Origin of the sequence: Prevotella multiformis (assembly GCF_018127985.1) — a bacterium.
Classification (GTDB): domain Bacteria; phylum Bacteroidota; class Bacteroidia; order Bacteroidales; family Bacteroidaceae; genus Prevotella; species Prevotella multiformis.
This window is the reverse complement of record NZ_CP072358.1, coordinates 280,503-306,834: the sequence shown is the minus strand read 5'-3', so window position 1 is coordinate 306,834 and position 26,332 is coordinate 280,503. Positions and strand designations below refer to the sequence as shown.

Genomic DNA, 26,332 nt, shown 5'->3' with positions numbered 1-26,332 from the left:
TACCATAAGACGGTCGGATGGTCGTCAATGACCGGCGGATGTATGCCGGTTCTACTCGATGACGACCAGCGGATCGTCCTCAAGCACGGCCTGACCTACTTTTACGGCGATCGCCGTCACCTTTCCGTCTTTCTCTGCCTCGATGTTGTTCTGCATCTTCATGGCTTCGAGGACGACGACGGTGTCTCCGGCCTTCACCTCCTGACCGACTGCCACCTCAACGGATGTAATGGTCCCCGGCAGAGGAGCCTTGACAGCAGCGGAACTGTTGATGGCAGCTGAGGGAGCAGCTTCGTCATTAGCCTCTGCTGCTGCCGGCTTGCCAAGTTCCACCTTCTTCTTCTCGGGTTCGGCAGCCTTCTCCATCTGCACACTGTACCGGTCACCGTTGACTGTTACTTCCGCAACATTCTCGGCATTGATCTCACCAATCTCGACTTTATATTCTTTGCCGTCGATCGTATATTTGAATTCTTTCATTTGATGTCTGTTATGGTTTCTTTGTCATTATCTCGAACTTGGCATCCCACATTGTCTGCTTCGGCAGAATGGTGATGATGCCCGGTTCGTTGTCGTGAACATTGTTTCCGGCAAACTCATAGAGTGCCATTGCAATCGCTGCATATACATTCTTGTCCATAGTCGCGGCTCCCTTCATTACATTGGCATACATCCATGCTTCTTGGCCGGCAGATTCTGCTTCTTATGCGCCAGCTGAGCCAGACCACGGCAGATGCGGAAACGGGTGTTGCGCGGTTCGATGACATCGTCGATATAACCGAACTGTGCCGCCTGATACGGATTGGCAAATTTCTCGGAGTATTCTTCCTCCTTTTCGGCCAGGAACTGCTTGACATCGCCGCCCTGCTCCTTGACCTGTCTGGCCTCCTTTCCGCAGAGAACGGCTACGGCACCTGAGGCACCCATGACGGCAATCTCCGAACTCGGCCATGCGAAGTTGAGGTCGGAACGGAGCTGCTTGCAGCCCATGACGATGTGGGATCCGCCGTAGCTCTTGCGCAGCGTGATGGTAATCTTCGGCACAGTAGCCTCGCCGTAAGCGTAGAGCAGCTGGGCACCATGGAGGATGACCGCATTGTACTCCTGTCCGGTACCCGGCAGGAAGCCCGGCACGTCAACCAGAGAGACGATGGGAATGTTGAAGGCATCGCAGAAACGGACGAAGCGTGCGCCTTTGCGGCTTGCGTTTACATCCAGCACACCGGCATAAGCTGACGGCTGGTTGGCAACGATGCCGACGCTCTGCCCGTTGAAACGTGCGAACCCTGTGATGATGTTCTTGGCGAACTTCGGCTGGACCTCGAAGAACTCTCCGTTGTCCGTCACGGCCTGGATGACCTTGTACATATCGTAAGCCTGGTTCGGGTCGTCAGGAATGATTTCGTTCAGGAGGTCTTCCTTGCGGTCGATCGGATCAGTACATTCTGTACGTGGTGCTTCCTCACGGTTGTTAGAGGGAATGTAAGAGAGAAGCTTCTTGATCAGCTCCATGGCATCCTCTTCGGTCTTGGCGGTGAAACTCGTCACACCGCTCTTGGAGGCATGGACACTTGCACCGCCGAGGTGCTCGGCGTCAATGTCTTCACCTGTCACGGTCTTTACGACCTTCGGACCGGTAAGGAACATGTAACTCGTCTGCTCCTTCATGATGATGAAGTCGGTGAGTGCAGGAGAGTAAACCGCACCACCGGCACAAGGACCGAGGATGCTTGAGATCTGCGGGATGACACCGGAGGCAAGGATGTTGCGTTCGAAGATTTCACCATAACCTGCCAGAGCGGAGATACCCTCCTGGATGCGTGCTCCGCCGGAGTCGTTCATGCAGATGACCGGTGCGCCGTTGGTCATGGCCATATCCATCACCTTGCAGATCTTCTGGGCCATCGTTTCAGAAAGCGAACCTCCGTTTACGGTGAAGTCCTGTGCGTAGAGGTAGACAAGGCGGCCGTCGATAGTTGCCGAACCGGCCACGACACCGTCGCCGAGAAACTGCTTCTTTTCCATGCCGAAGTTGTGGCAGCGGTGAAGTTTGAACATATCATATTCCTCGAAGCTGCCCTTGTCAACCAGCATCTCGATACGCTCACGCGCCGTGTACTTCCCGCGCTCATGCTGCTTGTCGATGGCCTTCTGACCACCGCCCAGGCGAGCCAGTTCGCGTTTCTCCACAAGTGCCTTGATTTTTTCAGTCTGTTTGCTCATAACTTGAATTTATTTTCTTATTTTATAGCTTCAGTTGTTCCTTGTCTTATTCTTCACAGATTTTCCACCGTATTTCTTCATAAACAGGGAAGTCACTGTCATAGAATTAAATGCAAAATTACTAAAAAAGGCGGAGATACGAATCTCCACCTCTTTAAATATTGTTAAGGATTACCTCTGCCTCCGATGCCGGTTGGCGGGGAAATTCGGGTTGAAGCTCTTGGGGCGGCTGTTCTCATGTCTGGTGGGTTTCTTATGAGTGCCGCCTTCTCTCACTTCTCGCCTCTGACGTTGACGGCCTTCCGTCTCCGGGCTGCTGCCTATGGCTTTGGGGTCATAGGCGGCGTGTGGATGACGTCTGGGAGTGTTATCATAGAGCTTGGGAATCAAGTCGCTGCGTCCGATCCGCTGAAGTTCACGTTCAATTTCACGACGCGCTTCGGGCTTGTACCAGAAGAAGAACTGTCGCTGGGCAAGTTTCTCTTTCGGTGTCTTGGCCGAGAAGACCGGCTCGAGCGTGTAGGGGTCGTATCCGGTATACCATGCCTCGGTAGAAACGGTCATCGGCGTCGGCGTGAAATCCTGCACCTGCTCCAGGTGGAAGTCAAGGTCTTTTGTCAGTATAGCCAGTTCCGCCATATCCTCCTCCTGGCAGCCCGGATGGGACGAGATGAAGTAAGGAATGATCTGCTGGCGCAGTCCTTCTTCACGGTTGATGCGGTCAAAAATCTTCTTGAAGGCGTAGAACTGCTGGAAAGAAGGCTTGCGCATGAGCTTCAGCACACGGTCTGACGTATGTTCCGGAGCGACCTTCAGCCGTCCGCTGACATGGCGTGTAATCAGTTCACGAGTATATTGCCGCGCAGCCTCATTGCTCTTTTCATCTTTACTTCTATGCAGCAGGAGATCATACCGTACGCCGGAACCGATAAAGCTCTTCTTGATGCCTGGAAGTTCGTCTACTGCATGGTAGATTTCGAGCAGTCGGGTGTGGTCTGTTTCAAGGTTCGGGCAGATTTCCGGATTCACGCAGCTGGGCCGCTTGCAGTGTTCACACGCCCGCTGGTTTCTGCCTGCCATGCCGTACATATTGGCCGACGGCCCGCCGAGGTCGGACAGGTAGCCTTTGAAATCGGGCATTTCCATCACCTGCTTCACCTCCTTCAGGATGCTTTCCTTTGAACGGCAGCTGATGAATTTCCCCTGATGGGCAGAGATGGTGCAGAAAGCGCAGCCGCCGAAGCAGCCTCGGTGAATGTTCACACTGTGCTTGATCATCTCGTAGGCAGGGATCGTCTTCCCGCGGTACTTCGGGTGCGGTTCACGTGTATAAGGCAGGTCGTAGGCCGCATCTACCTCTTCCGTGGTCATCGTGGGGTAGGGGGGATTCACGACTGCATAGACGTTGTCGACGGCCTGCAGGATGCGCTGTGCATGCTTCTTGTTGGACTCCTCCTCGATATACTTGAAATTCTCTGCCTGGTACTTCTTATTGTGCAGACAGGCTTCGTGCGAATGAAGCACAATGTCTTCCTCCTTGATTCCCCCGGGAATATCCGGTTCCTTGCAGAGGTAAACGGTCTGCGGGATATACTTCAGGTCTTTGACGCTCACGCCGTTTTCCAATTCCTTTGCTATGCTGACGACCTGCTTCTCGCCCATGCCATAGATAATCATGTCGGCATGGGCATCGCAGAGAATGCACTTGCGGAGGCAGTCTTTCCAGTAGTCATAGTGGGTGAGACGGCGCAGCGAAGCCTCTATGCCGCCCAGGATGATGGGCACATCGGGATAGAGCTGCCTGAGGATGTTGGAATAGACAATGCTCGGGTATTCCGGGCGCAGGTCGTGTCTGCCGTCAGGCGAATAAGCATCTTCAGACCGCAGACGGCGGTTGGCCGTGTACTTGTTTACCATAGAATCCATGGCACCGGGCGCAATACCGAAGTAGAGTCGCGGATGTCCCAGCTTCTTGAAGTCGCGGAAGTCACCGTGCCAGTCGGGCTGCGGGACGATTGCCACCTTGTATCCGGCTGCTTCCAGGGTCCTGCCTATGACTGCTGCGCCGAAGGCGGGATGGTCTATATAGGCATCTCCTGAGAAGAGAATGATGTCCAGCTGCTCCCATCCACGGAGTTCCACCTCTTTCTTGGTGGTGGGCAGGAAATCGGTCAGCTGGTATCTTGAAGGCCCTGTCTTCTCCGTCCCTTTAGAAGCTCTATATCCTCTGTCCCGCTGTCGTACCGGGACTTCCTGTTTCGCTTTCTGTCTTGTGATTCTTGGATTTTGCTTTTGTGAACTCAATAGAAATTATGTTTATTGTATTATTTAAGTCGGGGAGTACCCTGTCTTGTGTATGATGACGTGTATCTGACGAAGGAGAGACGGCAGGCTTGCAGGGTTTTCTTTCCCGTACCCTTCACATCAAGGGAGCTGCGGCCTGTCATTGCCCCCGGACTACGGTCGGAAGTCGGGCAGGACATTCCCGGCTATGCGGGAACCCTGTTCCCGACCATGTGGGAATAGGATTCCCAACGGCTGGGAATCGTATTCCCAACGCCCGGAAGCTGCGTTCCCATGTGGTTGGATATTCTTAAAGGAATTTTTCAGAAGAATCTACGCCGGCATGCCGGTCGATGAATCCTGTCAGCCTTCACATCCGTTTGTCTTTCTCTGTTACCATCCGCCTGTCTGAAAGGTCTGTCATGCCAAGATGAATGTCCGGAACCTGTCCCAAGACTTCTCCAGACTATTCTGCCATGGGACTGCCCTCCTCTGGGTCATCGGCATCCTGATGGTCGGCGCTCCATTGTTTGTAAAGTGTGACGAGATTTCCCAATCCAATGGCTTTCATGTTCTGGTTATAGATGACATCCAGGCACAGGTCCAGCAGCTCCTTGTCTTTTCCCGGCTCAGACTCAAGGAGACCGCGTATGTTGAACTTCAGCTTGTCGAGGATGTTTTCATCAACAATTCCATTGGAATCAACAAGCCCGGAGAGAAGCGAATACTTCCGGATTGTCCGAAGATGTCTGTCACTCACCTCGATGTTTCTTGTCCCTGAGGCGTTTGCTTGAATTTTGTACATAGTCTTTACGCTTTTAGATTATTCCGTTTTGATTATTGTTCACTCATCATATAGTGGATGATTCCTCTCATCATGCGGTTGCGTGTAGGGGCATCTTTGATACATTCAAAGGGGAAGGACAGCGCAAATACGCAGTTGTCTGTCCCCTTGTAAGCTATGGCGGAGGTGTGTCCGTCCGCATAGGTCAGCACGCTGAAGGCTCCATCCGCAGGCAGGATGTTGTCGGGGGTGTAAGCACCATAATGCTGCTCATTGATGGTACGGTACACATCGAACGACATCCCCATTCCGCTGACGGTAGGATTGTAATTGTCGGCATTGGAACCGTCATATAGGATCCGAAGATTGTTTTTCAGCCATGCCTGTTCGTCACTGCCCTGCATATCCGAAGCGAGGTAAGAACCGCTGACGAGCAGCTTTCCGTGGCCATTCAGGTATTTTGTTATCTGCTGGCGGAGGGCGGGGCTGAATGTCTTATAGTAATACAGGCTGTGCCCGTCATCTTTTTCGTTGCCGAGAAGTAAGTCTACCAGCACGTATCTGGACAGATCGACTTCTCCGTATTCCACCGCCTTGCTGTCGCAGCTGATGATGTTGTATTTCCCGGCATGGCGCAGGGCTTCCGCATGCTCTTTTACATAGTTGCAGTCGTTGCCTGCAATCACCTTTCCAATAAGTTCCTCTCCACCGAATCCCAGTGCGTCAGGTCCTTCCTTGCCCATCTGGGACTTGTTGAAGTTGGCTTGCCGACCGGCCCAGCCGGCTACCGGCCCGTAGCTCAAACCCGGGTCGGCTTCAAGGTCGAAGCCCTGCTCCGTGTCCGTGTTGATGACGGACGGTGACGACAGGCGGTGGAAGGCATTGACGATAAGGATGGTCTTGCTTGCCCCGTCATGGCGTAAGGCAGAGAGGGTTTCGGTAGGAAAGCTCTCTCCGCCGCTGTTGCAGGCCGTCACTTTGAAGTGGTAGACGAGCCCCGGCTGCAGCTCCGTTTCGTAATAGGGATTCCGGACATTCACCCCATTGTCAAATCCCTCTCCCCCCACTGCTGCATAGACATTGTATGATGTAGGCATTGCGGTCGGCTCTCCCGTGTCAGGTGTGGCTTTCCATTGCAGCCGGATCTTCCGGGGGGATATAAAGTCCATCTTGAAGTTGTAGGGTGCAAGCGGCTGGACAGTATATCGTTTGCCATGCATACTTGCCTCATACTTCAGGATCGTCTTATAGATAGAACGGGCCAGTACGAACTTGAAGTTAGGATCCTGTCCCAGTCTGATATCCGGGAAGTTCTGGTGGGAGAGGGTCTCTATGATCGCCGACGGGACTTCCGGTATGCGGGTCTCGCTGTAATTGCGGTCCCATACAGAACGTGTCGTCCAGTTGACAGAGAAAGTCCGGTCTATGTCCTTCTTGGCATTTGCAACCAACTGCTCAGCGAATACTCTTGAAGCCTTACGTGAGAGACCATCAGCCAAAGTGCTGTTACCCTGTTGTGTAGTACAGATTCCCAAAGTACCGATGAAACTTCCGTCCGTCTTCACGCCGGCATCGCTGTGGATGGCCAGGGCAAGTTCAATAGGCACTTTTTTCCCGTCTTTTTTGTCAGGGAGATAGCAGGAGCCTCCCGCCAGCCAGTTGGTCATCAGAGAGCGGGAATTGATATCGTCGTTATAGTCGTTCGATCCGTTGCTTTTGCTGACGACGCTCCACGGTGCGCCTGCCCATTGCACAGCGTATCGTGCCCCCTCGAGAAAACGAGGCAGTCCGCTCACCGATCCGCCTCGGACAATATTTCCCATGCCGCCTCCAAAGCGTACGGCGTCCGTCGTGACGATTCCTCTGTGCGAACTGTGGTTGGTCAGTACGACGGCATTGTTGATGCTGTTGCCCTTGTCAAAGTCGAATGTCCCGAGGTAGACCCAGGTTCCGCCTCCCATGCGCTGGTTTACGCGGAAGTGGGTTTCCTGTCCTTTGTGGAACACGATATATTCCGCATCATCCACGCTCTTCTTCTGCGTCTGGTAACTGACATATACTGCATATCGTCCGCTCTCCGGGATCGTAGGCTGGTAGACGGCGGAACTGATTTTGCTGTTGCGCTTTCTTGTCTTGACCTTTCTGGCAGTACCGGCAGTAAAAGGATTCTCGCCATCATTATAGCTGCCATAATGCTGTGCAAAGCCCGGAAAGGAGGTGTCCGCCCATTTCTTCTTCAGGCTCTCTTCTTTGTAGCTGCCGCTGCGACTGTCATTATCGACGATGACCTCATTCTTCTGCCAGTCTCTTTCGCGCGGGGTATAGACGACGGCTCCGGCATGCTCGAGCATTGGGATGAGGTAGGGGAGGACGATCGTCTGTGTGTAGAGATCCTCCGCCGTACCGAACAGAATAGGACGTTGCCATCTCCATCCGCCTTTTCTGGCATCATAGTATCTGCCATGCGACGACCAGAGGGAAAGATGCCGGTTCTGGAGGCCCTCCGTGATTTCGTTCGGGCGAGACACATTCTTCACCCATGGAGCGTCCTCGTAATTCGTTTTTCCCCATGTAGACTTGCCTGTCTGCGCATAGATGCTTGGAAACGACAAGACGGCCAATGCGGCACACAGCACTTTCTTTTTCATTGTTCCTTGATGTCTCCTATGGTAAATAATTCAGGATGTTTACCTTTAAAGTCCTTGAAGTAAAGCTTGATTTCCCTCATGTCATGTTCTACGTCACCAGATGGTGTTATGATCTTTGTACACTGGATCAGCTTCCTGCTGTAATCAACGGCATAGAGAAAGATAGGCAACCGGGCTTTCAGTGCTATGTAATAAAATCCCTTTTTCCAGTCAGGATTCAGGCTCCGTGTACCTTCCGGAGTGATACAGAGCTGGAATTTGTCTGCCTTTATGGCATAGTCAGCCAGTCTGTCGGTCATGCTCGAATGTCTGTCGCGCCAGACGGGAATCCCTCCCAATTTGCGGAAAACGGTTCCGAACGGCCAGAAGAACCATTCCCGCTTCATCAGAAAATTGCTTTTCTGCCGCTCTGCACGTGCATAAAGCTGTCCAATCAGGAAATCCCAGTTGCTCGTATGAGGGGCAAGACAGATGATCGCCTTGTCCGGCAAGGCAAACCTGACATCTTTCTTCCACCCCATAAGATGATAGAGAATCCACTTTGATAACATCTGAAACATTATGCCAGATTATTGAGTTGGTCGATAATCTCATTCACTTCTTTGCTAAACTTATCCTTTAAGTCTTTGAAGTAGGCGTGGGCTGCCATTCCCGGTTCCACATGAGAGACCCGTCTGATGTAGTTGTTGTGCATGATAAGGATGGAAGTGAGGATTGCTTCTGCATTTTCTTTGTTACGGTTTTCACCATAGAGAGATGCTGCGATGCCCTCCGTGAAAAGGTCACCACAAATACTGCTGATGATCCGTTTTAAGTCTCTTTTGTTGCTCATATTGATCCTAAATAGCTTTGTTGAATATTTATCGTTCAAAGATAAACAAAAAATCGGAAACGTCTGCCGTTCTTATATAAAAATAGAGTTAAATTTCTAATTTAGCTTCTTTTCCTTTCCATTGTCGGATAAAAAAAGTACTTTTGCAAAGAGTAAGCCGTGTTCGGCAAACCAGCGGATATGGCTTTCCTTACATTCCGTCTGCATTCTTTACAGGACAGCGTTGACATCATTAGGTAATTATCATATTTAATTCAATTAAAGTAAACACATGGAAATTAGTGCATTACAAAAGGAAAGAGCAGGCTATCAGCCCAAGCTGCCAAAGGCTCTTCAGGGTGCAGTGAAGGTAAAAGAAGGCACTCCTACCCAGAGTGTTGACAATCAGGAGGAAATCAAGAAGTTATTCCCTAACACTTACGGGATGCCTCTCGTTGAGTTTGAACCGGCCGAGACAGCCAACAATGCCAAGATGAATGTGGGTGTAATCCTCTCCGGCGGACAGGCGCCCGGCGGTCATAACGTCATCTCCGGACTCTTTGACGAAATCAAGAAACTGAATCCGGAAAACCGTCTTTATGGTTTCCTCATGGGGCCTGGCGGTCTCGTTGACCACAACTACATGGAGATTACAGCGGAATTTCTCCAGGCTTATCGCAATACGGGCGGATTCGACATGATCGGTTCCGGCAGAACCAAGCTGGAGAAGGAAGACCAGTTTGAGAAGGGACTGGAAATCATCCGCAAGCTGGACATCAAAGCCATTGTCATCATCGGTGGTGACGACTCCAATACCAACGCCTGCGTATTGGCCGAATATTATGCAGCCAAGCAGTATGGAGTACAGGTCATCGGCTGCCCGAAGACGATTGACGGCGACTTGAAAAACGACCAGATCGAGACATCCTTCGGCTTCGACACCGCTACCAAGACCTATTCAGAATTGATTGGCAATATTGAGCGTGACTGCAATTCTGCACGCAAATACTGGCATTTCATCAAACTGATGGGGCGCTCCGCTTCGCACATCGCACTGGAGTGCGCCCTGCAGACACAGCCGAACATCTGCTTGATTTCCGAGGAAATCCAGGCGAAAGACCTGACACTGAATGACATTATCGAGAATATCGCCACAGTCGTTGCCCATCGTGCCGCACAGGGTAACAACTTCGGTGTAGTGCTGATTCCGGAGGGACTGATCGAGTTCATTCCAGCCATCGGCCGGCTGATCCAGGAACTGAACGACCTGCTGGCAGCTCACGGTGCTGACTATATGCACCTTGATGAGGAGGCACAGCGTAAGTATATCCTGGCACATCTGTCGGCAGAGAACAGAGCGACCTTCGAGACGCTTCCCGAAGGTGTCGCACGGCAGCTTTCCCTTGACCGTGACCCGCATGGAAACGTTCAGGTTTCGCTTATTGAGACCGAGAAACTTATTTCAGACATGGTCGCAGCCAAGCTCGGCAAGTGGGAACAGGAGGGCAAGTTCACCGGCAAGTTTGCCGCCCAGCACCACTTCCTCGGCTATGAAGGCCGTTGTGCAGCTCCTTCCAACTTTGATGCAGATTACTGCTATGCGCTCGGTTCGTCGGCTGCCCAGCTGATTGCCAATGGAAAAACCGGTTATATGGCAATCGTCAAGAATACGACTGCCGTTGCCGACCAGTGGAAGGCCGGAGGTGTGCCTATTACAATGATGATGAACATGGAAAGACGTAATGGCGAGATGAAGCCGGTTATCCGCAAGGCGCTCGTCGAGCTGGACGGCGCTCCGTTCAAGGAGTTCGCCGCTCAGCGAGACAGATGGGCCAGGGAGACCTGCTACATCTATCCGGGTCCGATTCAGTACTGGGGGCCGTCTTCCGTATGCGACCAGACCACCAAGACACTTGAACTGGAGCAGGCTAAATAGCCGAGCAGCAATAAGAAGGAATGGAGGGGGAGTGCCTCCCTCTGTTTCTTTTTTTTGATTCATGAGACATTCGTCCCCGGGGCTGTCCTCCGTGTGACAGATGTCAAATGCCAGACAATTCCGAATATCATTGTTCCCACATAGAAAAGCTGCTGATTATGAAAGACGTGCGAAAAGAAGCTTGTTCACTGTACCTGCGATATATGTCGATGCCACTTGCAACGCCAGACCGGGTCATAGACAGACTTCCCGCCTGCTCATGGTCAAGGCAGCGAGAGTTTTTCTGTTCTGTCCCGTCCCGGAGACCGGTCTCCTTCTTCGTATCAGAGAAGAGTGATTTCAAGGCGTGAAAACAGAAAGATTCTTTTTGATAATCACATATAAAGATCCTGAAACTTCAAATTAACAACAAGGCGAAAGATGTTTGTCTCCAAGATGTCCCATTCAGCGCGAAAGGTCTGGCAGCACATGCCGGACTGGATGAAGTGGGCGGGAGGGATATGTCTTGCGGCAATCTACAGTTTCCTTTTTTATTGCTTCTTCGTTGCCCCGACAGGATTCAGATGGCGGGCGATTTACGGTGATCCGGACTACCCCTCGGGGTATACAATCCATGGAATTGACATCAGCCGTTATCAGGGGGCGGTCAACTGGAACCGGCTCAGGAATGCCATGATCGATCGTTCCCCTATCCGTTTCATCATCATAAAGTCGACAGAAGGGGACAGCCATCTTGATGCAAGATTCAGAGAGAATTTCTATAATGCAAAGGAGGCAGGCTTCATAAGAGGTGTCTATCACTTCTGGAGCAACAATTCGCCGGCACGCCGGCAGGCCTACTTCTTCCTTGCCATGATCCACTTGCAGCCGGGTGACCTGCCTCCCGTCCTCGATGTAGAACACAAACCCAAGAACATCAGCACGGAGGAATTCCAGCAGAATGTCCTTACATGGCTGCATATTGTGGAGGACAGATATCATGTGAAACCCATCATCTATACTTATTATAAGTTCAAGGATCTCTATCTGTCTGATTCCCGTTTCGACGATTACCCCTATTGGATCGCCCACTACTACGTGGATCAGATGGAGTATAAAGGGAAATGGAAGTTCTGGCAGCATACCGATGCCGGAAAGCTGCCGGGAATCAGCGGATACGTAGACTTGGACATCTACAATGGCAGTTTCTACGATTTGCAGCAGCTGCTTGTTCCTGAAGCTAAGCCCGCTCAAGAAGCAGGCAGCACCAGTCGTGATTCGACAGACGCCGCCTCTCTTTCAGACCCAGCTCTGCTGCCTTCTGAAGAATAGGGTCTGCATCCTGCCCGTAGAATCCACTGAGAATGATCTTCGAGTCCGTCGTGGTGACACTGGCAAAAGCCTCCAGGTCTTCAAGGATGATGTTGCGGTTGATGTTTGCCATGATTATGTCGAAAACGCCGCTTATATGCGACAGTACGCTCTTGTCACCTTCAAGCACGTCTATCTCCACTCCATTCAGTTCGGCATTATGCTGGGCATTCCGAACGCTCCATTCATCTATGTCATAGCAGACGGCTTCTTTCGCACCGCATTTTGCCGCCACTATGCTCAGAATGCCCGTACCGCATCCGCAGTCGAGCACCCTTTTCCCTTTCAGATCCATATTCAACAGCAGGGAGACGATCATGTAGGTCGTTTCATGTGTGCCTGTGCCGAAAGCCTGCTGCGCATCAATGACGATCTTCATCGGGATCGCCTTCAGAGCCGGCTGACAGGCCTCCGCTTTTTCCATGTCCTTGCAGACGATGGCACACCTGTCGTCTATGAGAATAGGGGAGAAGCCGCTTTTCTCCCATTTTTCATTCCAGTTCCGGTCCTCCACCTTGCTCACCGTGAACGACACGTCCACGCCCGGCATGGGCAGGCTTTTCATGGCATACCCCAGAGCATCGGCATCGAAAAGATTTTCCTGACAATATCCCACAAGTCCCTCCGGTTCGTCCGAGAAGGATTCAAAACCGACTTCACCTGCGAGAGCCGCTATTATGTCCCTTACATCCTGTGAGTCAGGTTCTGCCGTGAACTTTGCTTGTATATATTTCATCTTGGTGTTAAATTTCTACTGCAAAATTATAAAAAATAGGGAAAAACCTATCATGGATTAGGGAAAATCCGTATATTTGCAATGAAAGATGTCTTATTTTTGCATTATCAGAATTGTAGACATACGGTTCCTGAAAGAGATAGAAGAATAAATAATTATGAACTTAACAACAAAGGGTATATGAAAAGAGCAGTATTACTTTCGGTTTTACTTGGTGCTATGCCATTGCTGTCGATGGCACAGGATGACCTTTATTTTACCCCGTCAAAAGCGGAGCAGTCTGCTTACCAACAGAAAAGAACGGAGGAAGATCGCCCTGTCTATTATAGCGGTATCGGGAAATCCAGCGATGAATACAATCGTCGCGGGCAGTACAGCTATAAGAAGATCGGTGTAGATTCTTTGGGCAATGACATCTTCATGTCACGCATATCCACGCTGCATGGAGATTCGGTGGTGCTGGACACGGTCTATGGCGGCTTCACGCGCAGCTACCAGCGTGGGGACGACGATTTCGTCTACAGCAGGAGGATGAGCCGTTTTGATGGGTTCTGGGGCGGCTATTACGACCCTTGGTTCGCGGGACGTCCATCCGTCTACATAGGGTGGGGATGGCATTCACCCTATTATGGTGGCTGGTACGACCCATGGGATGATCCTTGGTATTATGGTTACTACGGCGGTTATCCTTATTATGGTTACTACGGCGGCTATCCTTATTATGGTTACTACGGCGGTTATCCTTATTACCGCGGCTATCCTTACTATTACGGCTATGCAGGTTATGGATGGTATGGTCCCTGGCGGGGCTACTACGGCTGGGGCTATCCGTATTATGGATACAGAAGAGGCGGTTACTATACCTACAACGGGCATACAGGAACGGCCAACCACTGGGGTCGCAACAGCGGAAATGTATATCGCGGCAGTGTTGAAAGGGGAGGCGCTTATGGGAACTTCTCGGGCTACCGGGGACAGACCGGCACAATGAGCCCTGGACAGGGCGGCCGGTTCAATGGCAGTTCCGTTCCGGACAGAAGCAATGTCGGTCAGTTCGGAGGATCGCGTCAGACGTACGGAAATCAAGGCACACGTTCTTACTCCACGCCCAACAGCAGCTACTCGGCTCCCTCCAACAGCTCATTCGGCGGAGCGACAAGAAGCACTTTCGGTGGCGGCAGCTTCGGCGGTTCACGTGCCGGAGGCGGCAGTTTCGGCGGCTCACGCAGCGGTGGCGGCAGCTTCGGCGGTCACAGATAATCAGTATGGAACACGTATAACAAAATTGAATCATATACATTATGAGAAGGAAATATGTTTTCTTTGCAGTGTCCTTGCTTGCAGCCTTGACGGCGAATGCACAGGAGACTTACGAGAATGCGAAACTGACAGGAGAAGACCTGAACGGTACTGCACGCTATGTTGGCATGGGCGGTGCAATGGAAGCGTTGGGTGCGGACATCTCGACCATCGGTACGAACCCGGCCGGTCTCGGCCTGTTCCGGCATAGCAGCGTCAGCATCAGTGGAGGACTTCTTATGCAGGCTGGCGGAAAGGAATTTGCCAATGGTAACAAGACCAATCCAAGTTTTGACCAGATAGGCGGCGTGTACACAACCCGTACAGGACTGAAGTCGTTCCTGAACTTCGGCTTTAACTACCATAAGGGAAAGAATTTCGATCATATCCTGAATGCGTCGGGATTGCTGGACGGCAGTTCACAGAACAAGCAGTCCTATCTGAAAGGAGCACTTGGAGAGGAAGGTGCCGGCGGATTCAATGTACGTCCGAATCCCAAGGGAAACAATGAGAATATCGGTTATGTGAACGGCACAAGCAACGAGACCGCCTACACGTGGAGCCAGGCCGATTACCTTTATTGGAATACGCTCATCCCCGATGTCAACCAGGGCGGCAGAGCCTATGCGTACGACGGACAGTCCTATGATTTCAACCGCAAACAGACAGGTTATATATCAAATTATGACTTCAGTGTCAGCGGGAATCTGAACGATCGGGTGTACTTGGGTCTGACGTTCGGCTTGAAAGACGTCCACTACAAGGCATACAGCGAGTATACCGAGATGTGGACAGGTGACCTGGGGGGAGTACGCTATACCAATGACCAGAAGATCACCGGAACAGGATTTGATGTTACAGCCGGAGTTATCGTCCGTCCTGTTGCCGAGTCTCCTTTCCGGATCGGTGCTTATGTCAAGACCCCGACCTGGTACGACCTGACGACTGAGAACAGCACTTCAATCAATTATTCTCTGAAGCCAGGTGCCGGCGGGACCTATACCCAGGGAAGCATCGGGAACAGCTATGATTACAAGATCTGGACTCCCTGGAAGTTCGGTTTCTCATTGGGGCATACCGTAGGAAACTATCTGGCACTCGGGGCAAGCTATGAGTATGAGGATTATAGTCATATCAACAGTCGCATCAACGACGGCGGATATTACGATTATTATTATGATGAATATTACAGCTCTTCTTCTCCCGACAAGAAGATGAACACGCATACGAAGGGAGCGTTGAAAGGTGTCAGCACGCTGAAGTTAGGTGTCGAGTACAAACCCGTGACGAATCTAGCCCTGCGTGCAGGCTATAATTTCATCAGTGCAGCGTATGGAATTGAAGCACAGAAAGGTACGACGGTTCCGTCTCTGGGTACTTCCTATACATCCACGACGGATTATACGAACTGGAAGGGAACGAACCGTGTCACATTAGGTATCGGTTACCAGATTCAGAAATTCAATATCGATCTGGCTTATCAATACAGTGCACAGGAAGGAGATTTCTATCCGTTCTCCACCATGCGGAATGTCTCTGTACCGACAACGGATCCTGTTACGGGAAAGACGGCGAACAAGATTGTCTCGAATATTGCAAGTGGAACCAAGGTCAAGAACAACAAGAGCCAGCTGCTCCTTACATTGGGTTACCGCTTTTAAAGTGATATCAGGAATTAATAGAAACAGGTTCTGGCAAAATGGCTTAAGCCGATAAAACGGAAAGGGAATATTCTCAAAAACCATGCGTCAGCATAGTCATGCAGAAAGGTAAAAGGGTCTACGCTCTTTTACCTTTTTTATTTATAGCCTGCAGGGATGGTGTTTTGTTTCTTTTCCGCAGACCTCTATGATTTAATCAGAGGTCATATAAAAGTATATATTTATCATAATCACTATTATTTGTTTATCGTGCCGCAAGAGGGAACGCAGACGTTGTCCGTCCTTTTTCCGCAAGTCCAGGGATGATGGTCTTCTCGGTAAATGAAAGGTATGATTTCTTGTCAGTTATATAGGATGTAAACTCAAAGAGTCCTATATAAGTTCGATTGTCATCATTGCATTCAGGGAGTCCTGCTTGGAGCTGACTGTCCATGCGGACTTACCGGATATAGCCGGGAATGCGATTCCCAACCGGTTGGGAACTGTATTCCCGGCGGCCGGTACTCCCGTTCCCAACGGCCGGGAACAGTGTTCCCAATCGTTCGATGACAGCGGGGACTGCCGCCGGGAACAATCAGGCGTGTCGTCACAAGTATAGTGTCTGTCCGTCATGTGTGCACAGGCAAAGGCCGACGGACATCTTTCTTCTCGTCCGCCAGGCTTATGTTCTGTCAGCCGGTACAGGGCTGTCGTCAGTTCAACAGGGCTGTTCATTCGTGATGATAAGGTTCTCCCTTGATGATTGTGCAGGCGCGGTAAAGCTGTTCAGTAAAGATGAGGCGCACCATCTGATGGGAAAACGTCATGCGGGATAATGAAACAGAATCATCGGCACGTGCATAGACGTCTGGTGAAAAGCCGTACGGTCCTCCAATGACAAATACGAGCCGGCGGGCTGTATGCTGTTTCTGTCGCAGCCAGCCTGCAAAATCTACGGAACGGAGTTCCTTTCCATGTTCATCCAGCAGCACGACGGTATCAGAAGGCTGTATCTCCTTCAGGATCAGTTCGCCCTCTTTCTGTTTCTGCTGGTCTTCTGAAAGGCTTTTCGTATTTTTCAGTTCCGGAACAGTCGTTACGTTGAACGGCATGTAATGTCCGATACGGCTTACATAGTCGTCGATTCCCGACCTGAAAATCTTATTCTGCGTCTTTCCGACAAGAAGAAGGACCGTCTTCATACCCCAGTTTCTTTATTTCTTCCCATACTCTCTGTACCGGCAATCCCATGACGTTGAAATAGCTCCCGCTAATGGATGTGACGCCCACATACCCTATCCATTCCTGGATGCCATACGATCCGGCCTTGTCAAACGGCTTGTACCTCTCGATATAATAGTTGATCTCCTTTTCCGACAGCTGCCTGAAAGAGACGTCTGTCGTTACAGAGAAGTTCCGTTCCTTCTCTTCCGTCAGCAGACAGACTCCTGTCACGACCTGATGTGTTCTTCCGCTGATAAGACGGAGCATACGGCGGGCATCCTCCACATCCTTGGGCTTGCCGAGTATTTCGTTGCCGACAACGACAACCGTGTCGGCCGTGATAACCAGGTCGTTCTGTCCTATTGTCCCTCTATAAGCGTCAGCCTTCTCACGGGCGATGAAGCCCGCCACCTCTTTTGCGGGAAGCTCCTGCGGGTACTCTTCCGGAATACCGGGCAGGACACGTACTTCAAAGTCCAGACCCAGACCGGCCAGCAGTTCGCGCCGGCGGGGGGAGTTGCTGGCAAGGATAATGTGTTTCATCTGCTTCCTTTCCTTTACCAGCCGAAGGCTTTTTCATTCAACACCCATTTTCCCTGCGCCTTCATCACCTGCTCCAGAATGTCACGTGCCACGCCGTGCCCACCGGCATAATCACTCACATAAGCGGCGATTTCCTTGATTTCAGCACAGGCGTCTTTCGGGCAGCAGGGACAGCCGGCACGTTTCATCACCTCGTAGTCTGGTATGTCATCACCGACGTAAATGATTTCCTCCTCACGAAGGTCATATCTGGAGAGAAACTCCTCCCATGTGCGTATCTTCATGGAACAGTTGATGTAAATATCCTTAACTCCAAGATACTCATAGCGGAAACGGACATTCTCGTTATGTCCGCCGGTCATGATTGCCAGTCGGATGCCATGCTTCACAGCCAGCTGCATGGCATAACCGTCCTTGATGTTGATTGTGCGGACCGGCTCGCCCTTTTCATCCATCTGAATGGTACAGGCTGACAGCACACCGTCCACATCAAAGACGACTGCCTTGATTTTCTGTAAATCGTAGTTTATCATATCATTATGCAATATTCATGTAATGGGGTTCTATGAAGGGGGCGGAATCTGGTACAGACCGGGTGGAGACTGCCGGGTCAATGAGATTCTTCGTCCGGGGCGGCATGGGTGGCGGAGGCCTCCTCGCCTATCCCGGCCGAGATCAGCCGGTAAAGCTCCTGCAGATCACTTCGTCCATCCATCAGTGCAAGCTGCCTGCGCATCACATTCCGGTCGCCGCGCACCGCAGGACCTGTCTGTGCTTCTGCCGGAGCTGACTTGTGGATTTTACGTGTCGTTTCATCAATCAGTGGAAGCATCACGTCAAAGGGGATTCCGTGCTCACCGAGCAACTTGGAAGCCACGCCATAGCAGTAGTTCGTGAAATTACATGCCCATACGGCCGCCAGATGCAGATACTGCCTGTCCGAAGAGGACAAGGAGAAAATCCGACGGGACAGCCGACGGGCAAAGTTCCGGATCTGTTCTTCTGTCTCCTGCGTGTTTCCCTCTATGAAGACGGGAATATCCGCAAAGCAGACATCATGTTTTTTGGAAAATGTCTGCATCGGGTAAAGCACGCCATAATGCCGTGCCTGTCCTTCAAAACAGCGCATGGGCATGGAGCCCGCCGTGTGGAGAAACAGCTTGTCTCCCCTACCCTTGCAGACCTCCGGTATCAGCCTGCACAGCACGCTGTCCTTTACGGAAAGCACGTATATGTCGGCATCGCTGCGTAGCCGGCTGACATCTGTCAACCAGTCTGCATCAAGCAGTCCGGCCAGTGTCCTGGCGGATTCCTCCGTACGGCTGAACACCTGACAGATCTCCACGCCTGCCCTGTGCAGCGACTTGCCCAATTGGGTGGCGAGATTACCGGCACCTATCAGTGTCACTTTCATCATGCAACAAATTTAATACTTTTAAAGGAAATAAATCAGGAATGCGTTTCCTTTTTAAAAAAGATTTGCTATTTTTGTACGTACTTCTTTCTGAGAAGTATGGTTTATCAAATTTTAAAAGGATTAAGGACTCTATGAAATTTATTGGAATAATCCCCGCCCGTTACGGTTCTTCACGTTTCCCTGGGAAGCCTCTTGCTATGCTTGGAGGAAAGACGGTTATCGAGCACGTTTACAGACAGGTAAGCAGTGTGCTGGAAGATGTCTATGTGGCTACGGACGACCCTCGCATACACGATGCCGTTCAGGCGTTCGGCGGAAAGGGCGTAATGACCCGTTCCGACCATAAGAGCGGTACAGACAGAATCTGCGAAGCACTCGACAAAATAGGCGGTGACTTCGAAGTCGTCGTCAACATACAGGGCGACGAGCCTTTCATACAAAAGAGCCAGATCGAGACGGTCATGTGTTGTTTTGATGATCCACGCACACAGATTGCCACGCTGGGCAAGCCTTTCGAGACCTTCGAGGCTGCCCGGAATCCCAATTCACCCAAGATCGTTCTCGATAACGACGGCTATGCCCTTTACTTTTCACGCTCCGTCATTCCTTTCGTCCGCGGCAAGGAGACTTCGGAATGGCTTTCCTCCTATCCGTTCCTTAAGCACATCGGGCTTTATGCCTACCGCACGGAAGTGCTGCGGGAGGTAAGCAGTCTTCCACAATCTTCGCTTGAACTGGCGGAAAGTCTCGAACAGCTGCGATGGCTGCAGAACGGCTATAAAATCAAAGTGGGACTGACGGATGTGGAGACCATCGGCATCGACACGCCGGAAGACCTGCAACGGGCAGAGCGGAAACTGTCTGTTTTGTAAAGCGGAAAGGCGGGCATGTCGGATGGCAGACAGAAAATATACGGTCCGCCCGGCAGATAATCAACAAATATTAGCTATCTTTGCAAGGAATTTCAAAAAACTGTTTACAATGAAGAAATCAATCCTTCCGCTCCTGTTCTTGATCTCCATTTCCGTAGGTGTACAGGCGCAGGCTGCCGGTTCTCCTGCCGATACCGCCAAGGTTTACCATGTCATTGACAAGATGCCGCAGTATCCCGGTGGACAAGAGGCGCTGAGAGCCTTCCTCGTATTGAACCTTCATTATCCTGTTGTAGCCGAGAAATCCGGTGTACAGGGAAGAGTCGTCATGAAGTTCACTGTCAGCAGAAACGGAAGCATCAGGAATCTGTCTGCCGTAGATTGCAAGATTACAGACTATGACAAAAGGGTCTTCAACAGACTGACGGCTGATGAACAGATGAAACTTAAAAAGGCCTGTGCAAAAGGCTTTGCAAAAGAAGCCGCACGTGTCATCCGGTTGATGCCGAAGTGGGAACCCGCTGAGGCGGACGGGAAGAAAATAGACGTGGCGTTCAGCCTGCCGGTCGGTTTCAATCTCAGATAGACTGAATGGTCTGGAAACGAACGGGTGTGCCTTTTCTCACAGCAGGAAAGGGAGGATGAAATTCGGGCAACCGCTCTTATTACATTCTGTGTCTTTACGGATAACCACTCTTTGAACAACTTCTTTTCAATATGAACAACAGATATATGATGCGCGGCGTAAGTGCTGCCAAGGAAGATGTGCACAACGCCATCAAGAACATCGACAAAGGTCTCTACCCGCAGGCTTTCTGCAAGATTATTCCCGACATCCTCGGGGGTGACCCGGAGTATTGCAACATCATGCATGCGGACGGAGCCGGCACGAAGTCGTCACTCGCCTATATGTACTGGAAGGAGACCGGTGACATCAGTGTATGGCGCGGCATCGCACAGGACGCCATCGTCATGAATACGGACGACCTGCTCTGTGTGGGGGCGGTAGACAATATCCTGGTCAGCTCCACCATCGGCCGCAACAAGCTGCTTGTGCCGGGCGAAGTGATCTCTGCCATCATCAATGGTACCGATGAACTTCTGGCTGATATGCGCAGGATGGGAATCGGCATCTATCCTACGGGGGGCGAGACAGCCGATGTGGGCGACCTTGTCCGCACGATTATCGTGGACTCGACGGTCACTTGCCGTATGCGCCGCAAGGATGTAATCGACAATGCAAACATCCGTCCGGGTGATGTGATTGTCGGCCTTTCATCTACCGGTCAGGCGACATACGAGACCCGATACAATGGCGGCATGGGCAGCAACGGACTGACCTCCGCACGTCATGATGTCTTTGCCAAATACCTTGCAGAGAAGTTCCCGGAGAGTTACGACCATGCTGTTCCTGAAGAACTGGTCTACAGCGGAAAATACAGACTGACCGATGCCGTTGAAGGCTGTCCGGTCAATGCCGGAGAACTGGTTCTCTCTCCCACACGCACCTATGCACCGGTCATCAGGCGGCTGCTGGACGAATTGCGCCCCGAGGTGCATGGAATGGTACACTGCACAGGCGGTGCGCAGACGAAGGTTCTTCACTTCGTTGGCGACAACTGCCGCGTCGTCAAGGACAATATGTTCCCTGTCCCTCCGCTCTTCCGTGCCATCAAGGACTGCAGCGGAACAGACTGGAAAGAGATGTACCAGGTATTCAACATGGGGCATCGCATGGAAATCTATGTCCGTCCGGAGGTGGCCGGTCAGGTCATTGCCATCAGCAAGTCGTTCAACATCGACGCTCAAGTCATCGGACACATTGAAGAAGGCAGGCGAAGCCTGACCATCAAGAGCGAGTTCGGGAACTTCGATTATTAAAGCCATGACCATAAAGGATGCCATATTACTGAGCCTGGAAGATTTTCCCAATGGTGCAACAGGTCGTGAGGTATATGAGAATATTCTCCAGAGACGTATCTTTGAATTCAACAAGGAGGCAAAGACACCTGATGCGACAACCTGCGCACAATTGACAACAATGGTGAAACACGGGGATGTCCGCATTAAACGTTTTAAGAACGATAAAAATGTCTATTGTTACCTCCTCTGCAAGTATTCTTCCAGTTCAGAGAATACTGTTACGACACAGCCTTTTCCCATGAGAAAAAAGTCCGGCTTTCATGAAAGGGACCTGCATCCTCTTCTCTGCAGTTATCTCAATTACAGAGGAATTATGGCAAAGACCATCTTTCATGAGAAGTCTACAAAAGCTGAAGATCATCAGAAGTGGGTACATCCTGACATAATCGGAGCAAAATTCACCGGGCAGAAGAATTCTATCTGCAACGCGCTCTTCAAAGCATTAAACAAGAACGATTCCCTGTGTCTGTACTCTTATGAATTAAAGCGCAGGATAGACAATGATTATGAGTTGAAGAAATGCTTCTTCCAGGCTGTATCAAACTCAAGCTGGGCCAATAAAGGGTATCTTGTCGCATTCGACATAAATGAAGATCTTAGAGAAGAACTCGCCCGCCTGAATCATTCTTTCGGTATAGGATTCATATTGCTCAAAGCCAACCCTTACGAGAGTCAGGTGTGGTTTGATGCCGTAGACAGACAGTTGGACTTCAGTACGATAGACAAACTATGCGAAATCAATGCGGACTTCAAGGAGTTCATTAGACTTGTAGAGGCAACGCTGACAGCTGATGACAAACACTTCAATCCCTCTAAGGCTGCACTCAGCAATATATGTGATAAATTTCCCCTTGGTGATGGAGAAATACAGCAATATTGCATAGAACACAACATCCCGACAACAGACGAAGAAATATAATAACACAGGATAAATCAAGATGACAGACAACAACAATATATTACAGAAGCTCGACGGTCTTGAGGCCCGTTACGAGGAAGTATCTACGCTCATTACCGACCCGAGCGTCATTGCGGACCAGAAACGTTACGTAAAGCTGACAAAGGAATACAAGGATCTCGGCGACATCATGGATGCCCGGCGCCGTTACGTCAACTGTCTTACGACCATTAAGGAAGCAAAGGACATCATCGCCAACGAGAGCGATGCCGAAATGAAGGAGATGGCCCGTGAAGAGCTGTCAGAAAATGAGGGGCTGCAGCCGAAGATTGAAGAGGAAATCAAGCTCCTCCTTGTTCCGAAAGATCCGGAAGACGGCAAGAACGTACAGATGGAAATCCGGGGCGGTGCCGGCGGTGATGAGGCCGCATTGTTTGCCGGCGACCTTTTCAATATGTACAAGCGTTACTGCGACAAGAAGGGCTGGAAGCTGTCTGTCACTTCCGTGTCGGAAGGAGCCGTAGGCGGTTTCAAGGAGATTGACTTTGCGGTTGAAGGCGAGAACGTGTATGGAACGTTGAAGTATGAGTCCGGTGTCCACCGTGTGCAGCGGGTACCTGCAACCGAGACACAGGGGCGTATGCACACCTCTGCCGCAACAGTGGCCGTTTTGCCGGAGGCCGACAAGTTTGAGGTGAACATCAACGAGGGTGACATCAAGTGGGACACTTTCCGTTCCAGCGGCGCCGGCGGCCAGAACGTGAACAAGGTGGAGTCCGGTGTCCGTCTGCGCTATCCGTGGAAGAATCCTAACACGGGGGAGGTCGAGGAGATCCTCATTGAATGTACCGAGACCCGCGACCAGCCGAAGAACAAGGAGCGTGCACTGAGCCGTCTGTACACATATATCTACGATCACGAGCATCAGAAGTATATCGACGATATTGCCAGCCGCCGCAAGACGCTTGTCTCTACCGGTGACCGCAGTGCAAAGATCCGGACCTACAACTTCCCGCAGGGCCGTGTCACCGACCACCGCATCGGATTCACCACTCACGACCTCCAGGGATTCATGAACGGTGATATCCAGGAGATGATCGATGCGCTAACGGTAGCAGAGAATGCTGAGAAACTGAAGGAAACAGAGTTATAGGATATCAACCGATACAGCAGGGATATGCCGAACCGGCAAATGAAAGATGACCAGTAGGGACAGGCACCCTCGTCTATCCGACACACGTTGGAATGTGCGGACGGACGAGGATGCCTGTCCCTATTGATTACTTACATGGACTTTGACGTGATTCTTTCACATAATATTTCATTAAACACTCAATATGAACAGACAGCAGCTTATCCACCAGATCTTCACGAAGAAGACCTTTCTTTGCGTCGGTCTCGACACAGACATCAGCAAGATTCCTGAACATCTGAAAAACGAGACTGATCCGATCTTCGCCTTCAACAAGGCGATCATTGATGCCACAGCCCCTTATTGCGTGGCCTATAAGACCAACCTCGCTTTCTATGAAAGCTATGGACTGAAAGGCATGATGGCCTTTGAAAAGACCATCCAGTATCTGAAAGACCATTACCCCACACATTTCATCATTGCTGATGCCAAGCGTGGCGACATCGGCAATACCTCGAAGATGTATGCCCGGACATTCTTCGAAGAATACGACCTCGACTCTGTCACCGTCGCTCCCTACATGGGCGAAGACAGCGTGAAACCCTTCCTCGAGTATAACGGCAAATGGGTAATACTTCTGGCACTGACCAGCAACAAGGGCAGCCACGACTTCCAGCTGACGGAAGACAAGTCCGGCGAACGGCTCTTCGAGAAGGTGCTGAAGAAATCTCAGGAATGGGGAACACCCGAGAATCTGATGTATGTCGTCGGTGCCACACAGGGCAGGATGTTCGAGGATATCCGCAGAATTGCTCCGGAGCATTTCCTCTTGGTGCCAGGTGTCGGGGCACAGGGAGGAAGTCTGCCGGAAGTCTGCAAATACGGGATGACAAAGGACTGCGGTCTGCTTGTCAATTCGTCCCGTGGCATCATTTATGCCGGCAAGGGAACAGACTTTGCAGAAGCTGCTGCCCGGAAGGCCAGAGAAATGCAGGAAGAAATGGCCGTTGAACTGAATCGAGCCGTCAGGTAAATCATGCAGTCAAGGAACTGGAAGAGGATGTGCATTCCAGACATAAGACCTTAGCAGAACAGCGAGGAATCAAGTTGAGAGCTTTAAAATATGTTTACAAAAAGAAGTTCCTCTAATTTAGATTTCCAACTTATATGGATTCGCTTCCCACTTGTAACATACAGCAGTCCAGCCTGTTACAAATCGGTATGGAGAGGAGGCCTGAATAGAGGCCAACTAAGCACCAGTAAGGCCTCAACTAAGCCCCACTTGGACCTCAATTAATGCCTGTTAAGGATGCAGATAAGCCCCGCTTGAATTCAAGGATGATTTTATCTTTACAAAAGATAAGCCGATAGAATGCAAAGACAGGAGATAAGCCTTCATACATCGAGGCTTATCTCCTGTCAATCTGATACCGTAGTAAAGTGAAAAAGACACTGTAAGAAGGCCGGTCTCATAACAACAGGTATGTCTGCATGAAACCCTTGGCAATATGCCTTGCAGCATATTGTCCCTGCTTCAGATTCTCATCCCCTTCAGAATATCATTCATTTTCTGTTTCGTTTCAATACGCGTCGGCACTAAAGGAAGACGCAGAACATTCTCGATCATCCCCATGTCATTCAGCAAAGCCTTGCAGCCTGCCGGGTTTCCATCGACAAAAAGCAGTTTATAAAGTTCCGTAAACTGATGATGTATCTTGCGTGCTGGCTCATACTCACCGTTGAATTCCAGACGGATCATACGTGAGAACTCCTTGGGGAGTGCGTTGCCGATAACCGAGATGACACCAACTGCACCGCTTGCAATCATCGGGAAAGTCAGTGCATCGTCACCACTGATTACTTCGAAGTGTCTGGGTTTGTTCTTGATGATTTCGTCAACCTGTTCCAGATTGCCTGATGCTTCTTTTATGGCGACGACGTTTTCGAAGTCAGATGCGATACGCACCGCCGTCTCGGCAGTCATATTCACCCCCGTTCTTCCCGGCACATTGTACATGACAACCGGCAGCGGGCTGGCCTGTGCGATTGCTTTGAAATGCTGATAAAGTCCTTCCTGACTGGGCTTGTTGTAATAAGGACAGATGCTGAGAATGCCGTCAATGCCGTTCCAGTCTGTTGTCTTGACTTCATCTACAACTGCCGCCGTATTGTTTCCCCCACAATACTTCAGAATCGGCACACGTCCCTTGACCACTCGTTTTATCACGGCAGTCAGTTCTTTTTTTTCAGCCTGTGTCAGGCAGGGAGCTTCACCTGTCGTAGCAAGGATACAGAAGAAATCGGCACCATTGTCCAGCTGATATTCAACCAGTCTTACAAGTGCATCATAATCTATACTGCCATCTTCCTTGAATGGAGTTATCAATGCTATACCTAATCCGTGAAAAACATTCTGCATAGTAATTTATCGTCTTTAAAAGACGCACAGTAAAGACTCCCCGGGGAGCAAATGCGCAGTCCTGTTCGTATTCTGACACCCAGAGAGCGTCTGTCAATATCGTTGCAAATATAGCAAATTATTGCCAATCATCAAAGACTTTCGTCCTTTATCTTCAAGGACAGGGACACAACCGGTCCCAACCCGGCTTACAG

The 26,332-nt window shown here is 50.7% G+C and carries 24 protein-coding genes; 10 read left to right on the top strand and 14 right to left on the bottom strand.

Features of this window, described 5'->3' with window-relative positions:
* Positions 1-51: 51 nt before the first annotated feature.
* The 8 genes from J4864_RS07625 to J4864_RS07590 all read right to left on the bottom strand — a co-directional run bounded on the left by J4864_RS07625 (position 52) and on the right by J4864_RS07590 (position 8,770).
* Positions 52-480 (bottom strand): biotin/lipoyl-containing protein, encoded by a 429-nt coding sequence (locus tag J4864_RS07625; protein ID WP_007366287.1) that lies wholly within the window; start codon positions 478-480, stop codon positions 52-54.
* A gap of 10 nt (positions 481-490) precedes the next feature.
* Positions 491-640 carry a hypothetical protein gene (locus tag J4864_RS07620; protein WP_004353441.1) on the bottom strand — a complete coding sequence of 50 codons (150 nt, stop codon included), beginning with the start codon at positions 638-640 and terminating at the stop codon, positions 491-493.
* A gap of 17 nt (positions 641-657) precedes the next feature.
* Positions 658-2,223: an acyl-CoA carboxylase subunit beta gene (locus J4864_RS07615; protein ID WP_211815183.1), complete on the bottom strand. Its 1,566-nt coding sequence runs from the start codon at positions 2,221-2,223 to the stop codon at positions 658-660.
* 171 nt (positions 2,224-2,394) lie between these two features.
* Positions 2,395-4,398: a YgiQ family radical SAM protein gene (locus J4864_RS07610; protein ID WP_394371025.1), complete on the bottom strand. Its 2,004-nt coding sequence runs from the start codon at positions 4,396-4,398 to the stop codon at positions 2,395-2,397.
* Between the two features lie 574 nt (positions 4,399-4,972).
* On the bottom strand, positions 4,973-5,311 hold the full coding sequence (locus J4864_RS07605; protein ID WP_007366294.1) for a DUF8442 family protein: 339 nt from the start codon (positions 5,309-5,311) through the stop codon (positions 4,973-4,975).
* Positions 5,312-5,343: 32 nt separating this feature from the next.
* Complete coding sequence (locus J4864_RS07600) at positions 5,344-7,938, bottom strand: golvesin C-terminal-like domain-containing protein (protein WP_211815181.1); 2,595 nt, start codon at positions 7,936-7,938, stop codon at positions 5,344-5,346.
* Positions 7,935-8,498 (bottom strand): 1-acyl-sn-glycerol-3-phosphate acyltransferase, encoded by a 564-nt coding sequence (locus tag J4864_RS07595; RefSeq protein ID WP_211815180.1) that lies wholly within the window; start codon positions 8,496-8,498, stop codon positions 7,935-7,937. The genes J4864_RS07600 and J4864_RS07595 overlap by 4 nt, the downstream gene beginning before the upstream one ends.
* Complete coding sequence (locus J4864_RS07590; protein ID WP_211815179.1) at positions 8,498-8,770, bottom strand: hypothetical protein; 273 nt, start codon at positions 8,768-8,770, stop codon at positions 8,498-8,500. Before J4864_RS07590 ends, J4864_RS07595 begins: the two co-directional genes overlap by 1 nt.
* A 271-nt stretch (positions 8,771-9,041) precedes the next feature.
* Here J4864_RS07590 and J4864_RS07585 point away from each other — a divergent pair, with 271 nt between their 5' ends.
* On the top strand, positions 9,042-10,685 hold the full coding sequence (locus J4864_RS07585) for a diphosphate--fructose-6-phosphate 1-phosphotransferase (protein ID WP_007366298.1): 1,644 nt from the start codon (positions 9,042-9,044) through the stop codon (positions 10,683-10,685).
* A 468-nt stretch (positions 10,686-11,153) separates the two neighbouring features.
* Positions 11,154-11,996, top strand: a complete 843-nt coding sequence (locus J4864_RS07580; protein ID WP_370991931.1) for a glycoside hydrolase family 25 protein — start codon at positions 11,154-11,156, stop codon at positions 11,994-11,996.
* Here the strand turns inward: J4864_RS07580 and prmA are convergent.
* The gene (gene prmA, locus J4864_RS07575; protein WP_211815178.1) at positions 11,905-12,771 is read right to left on the bottom strand and encodes a 50S ribosomal protein L11 methyltransferase; all 867 of its coding nucleotides are present in this window, start codon (positions 12,769-12,771) and stop codon (positions 11,905-11,907) included. The genes J4864_RS07580 and prmA overlap by 92 nt on opposite strands.
* 180 nt (positions 12,772-12,951) lie before the next feature.
* Between prmA and J4864_RS07570 the strand changes: the two genes are divergently transcribed.
* Both J4864_RS07570 and J4864_RS07565 read left to right on the top strand, forming a co-directional pair.
* On the top strand, positions 12,952-14,031 hold the full coding sequence (locus J4864_RS07570; RefSeq protein WP_211815177.1) for a hypothetical protein: 1,080 nt from the start codon (positions 12,952-12,954) through the stop codon (positions 14,029-14,031).
* 41 nt (positions 14,032-14,072) lie between these two features.
* The gene (locus J4864_RS07565) at positions 14,073-15,731 is read left to right on the top strand and encodes a hemin receptor (protein WP_211815176.1); all 1,659 of its coding nucleotides are present in this window, start codon (positions 14,073-14,075) and stop codon (positions 15,729-15,731) included.
* Between the two features lie 710 nt (positions 15,732-16,441).
* Here the strand turns inward: J4864_RS07565 and rlmH are convergent.
* From rlmH to J4864_RS07545, 4 genes are all read right to left on the bottom strand, one after another.
* A complete protein-coding gene (gene rlmH / locus J4864_RS07560) occupies positions 16,442-16,912 on the bottom strand; it encodes a 23S rRNA (pseudouridine(1915)-N(3))-methyltransferase RlmH (RefSeq protein WP_211815175.1) in 471 nt (156 codons plus the stop codon).
* Complete coding sequence (locus J4864_RS07555) at positions 16,872-17,477, bottom strand: Maf-like protein (RefSeq protein ID WP_211815174.1); 606 nt, start codon at positions 17,475-17,477, stop codon at positions 16,872-16,874. Before J4864_RS07555 ends, rlmH begins: the two co-directional genes overlap by 41 nt.
* A gap of 14 nt (positions 17,478-17,491) precedes the next feature.
* Positions 17,492-18,010 (bottom strand): KdsC family phosphatase, encoded by a 519-nt coding sequence (locus J4864_RS07550; protein ID WP_007366308.1) that lies wholly within the window; start codon positions 18,008-18,010, stop codon positions 17,492-17,494.
* Positions 18,011-18,087: 77 nt separating this feature from the next.
* Entirely contained in the window at positions 18,088-18,894 is an 807-nt protein-coding gene (locus tag J4864_RS07545) for a Rossmann-like and DUF2520 domain-containing protein (protein ID WP_211815173.1), read from the bottom strand.
* A gap of 131 nt (positions 18,895-19,025) precedes the next feature.
* Here J4864_RS07545 and kdsB point away from each other — a divergent pair, with 131 nt between their 5' ends.
* The 6 genes from kdsB to pyrF all read left to right on the top strand — a co-directional run bounded on the left by kdsB (position 19,026) and on the right by pyrF (position 24,752).
* Positions 19,026-19,766: a 3-deoxy-manno-octulosonate cytidylyltransferase gene (gene kdsB, locus J4864_RS07540; RefSeq protein WP_211815172.1), complete on the top strand. Its 741-nt coding sequence runs from the start codon at positions 19,026-19,028 to the stop codon at positions 19,764-19,766.
* Positions 19,767-19,875: 109 nt separating this feature from the next.
* Positions 19,876-20,352: an energy transducer TonB gene (locus J4864_RS07535; RefSeq protein ID WP_211815171.1), complete on the top strand. Its 477-nt coding sequence runs from the start codon at positions 19,876-19,878 to the stop codon at positions 20,350-20,352.
* 131 nt (positions 20,353-20,483) lie between these two features.
* Positions 20,484-21,647 carry an AIR synthase-related protein gene (locus J4864_RS07530; protein WP_211815170.1) on the top strand — a complete coding sequence of 388 codons (1,164 nt, stop codon included), beginning with the start codon at positions 20,484-20,486 and terminating at the stop codon, positions 21,645-21,647.
* A 4-nt stretch (positions 21,648-21,651) separates the two neighbouring features.
* On the top strand, positions 21,652-22,608 hold the full coding sequence (locus J4864_RS07525) for a hypothetical protein (RefSeq protein WP_211815169.1): 957 nt from the start codon (positions 21,652-21,654) through the stop codon (positions 22,606-22,608).
* A 19-nt stretch (positions 22,609-22,627) separates the two neighbouring features.
* Positions 22,628-23,740: a peptide chain release factor 1 gene (gene prfA, locus J4864_RS07520; RefSeq protein WP_007366314.1), complete on the top strand. Its 1,113-nt coding sequence runs from the start codon at positions 22,628-22,630 to the stop codon at positions 23,738-23,740.
* Positions 23,741-23,924: 184 nt separating this feature from the next.
* Positions 23,925-24,752, top strand: a complete 828-nt coding sequence (pyrF, locus tag J4864_RS07515; protein WP_211815168.1) for an orotidine-5'-phosphate decarboxylase — start codon at positions 23,925-23,927, stop codon at positions 24,750-24,752.
* A 501-nt stretch (positions 24,753-25,253) separates the two neighbouring features.
* On the opposite strand, the gene dapA is transcribed toward pyrF, so the two are convergent.
* Positions 25,254-26,138: a 4-hydroxy-tetrahydrodipicolinate synthase gene (dapA, locus tag J4864_RS07510; RefSeq protein WP_211815167.1), complete on the bottom strand. Its 885-nt coding sequence runs from the start codon at positions 26,136-26,138 to the stop codon at positions 25,254-25,256.
* Positions 26,139-26,332 lie beyond the last annotated feature (194 nt).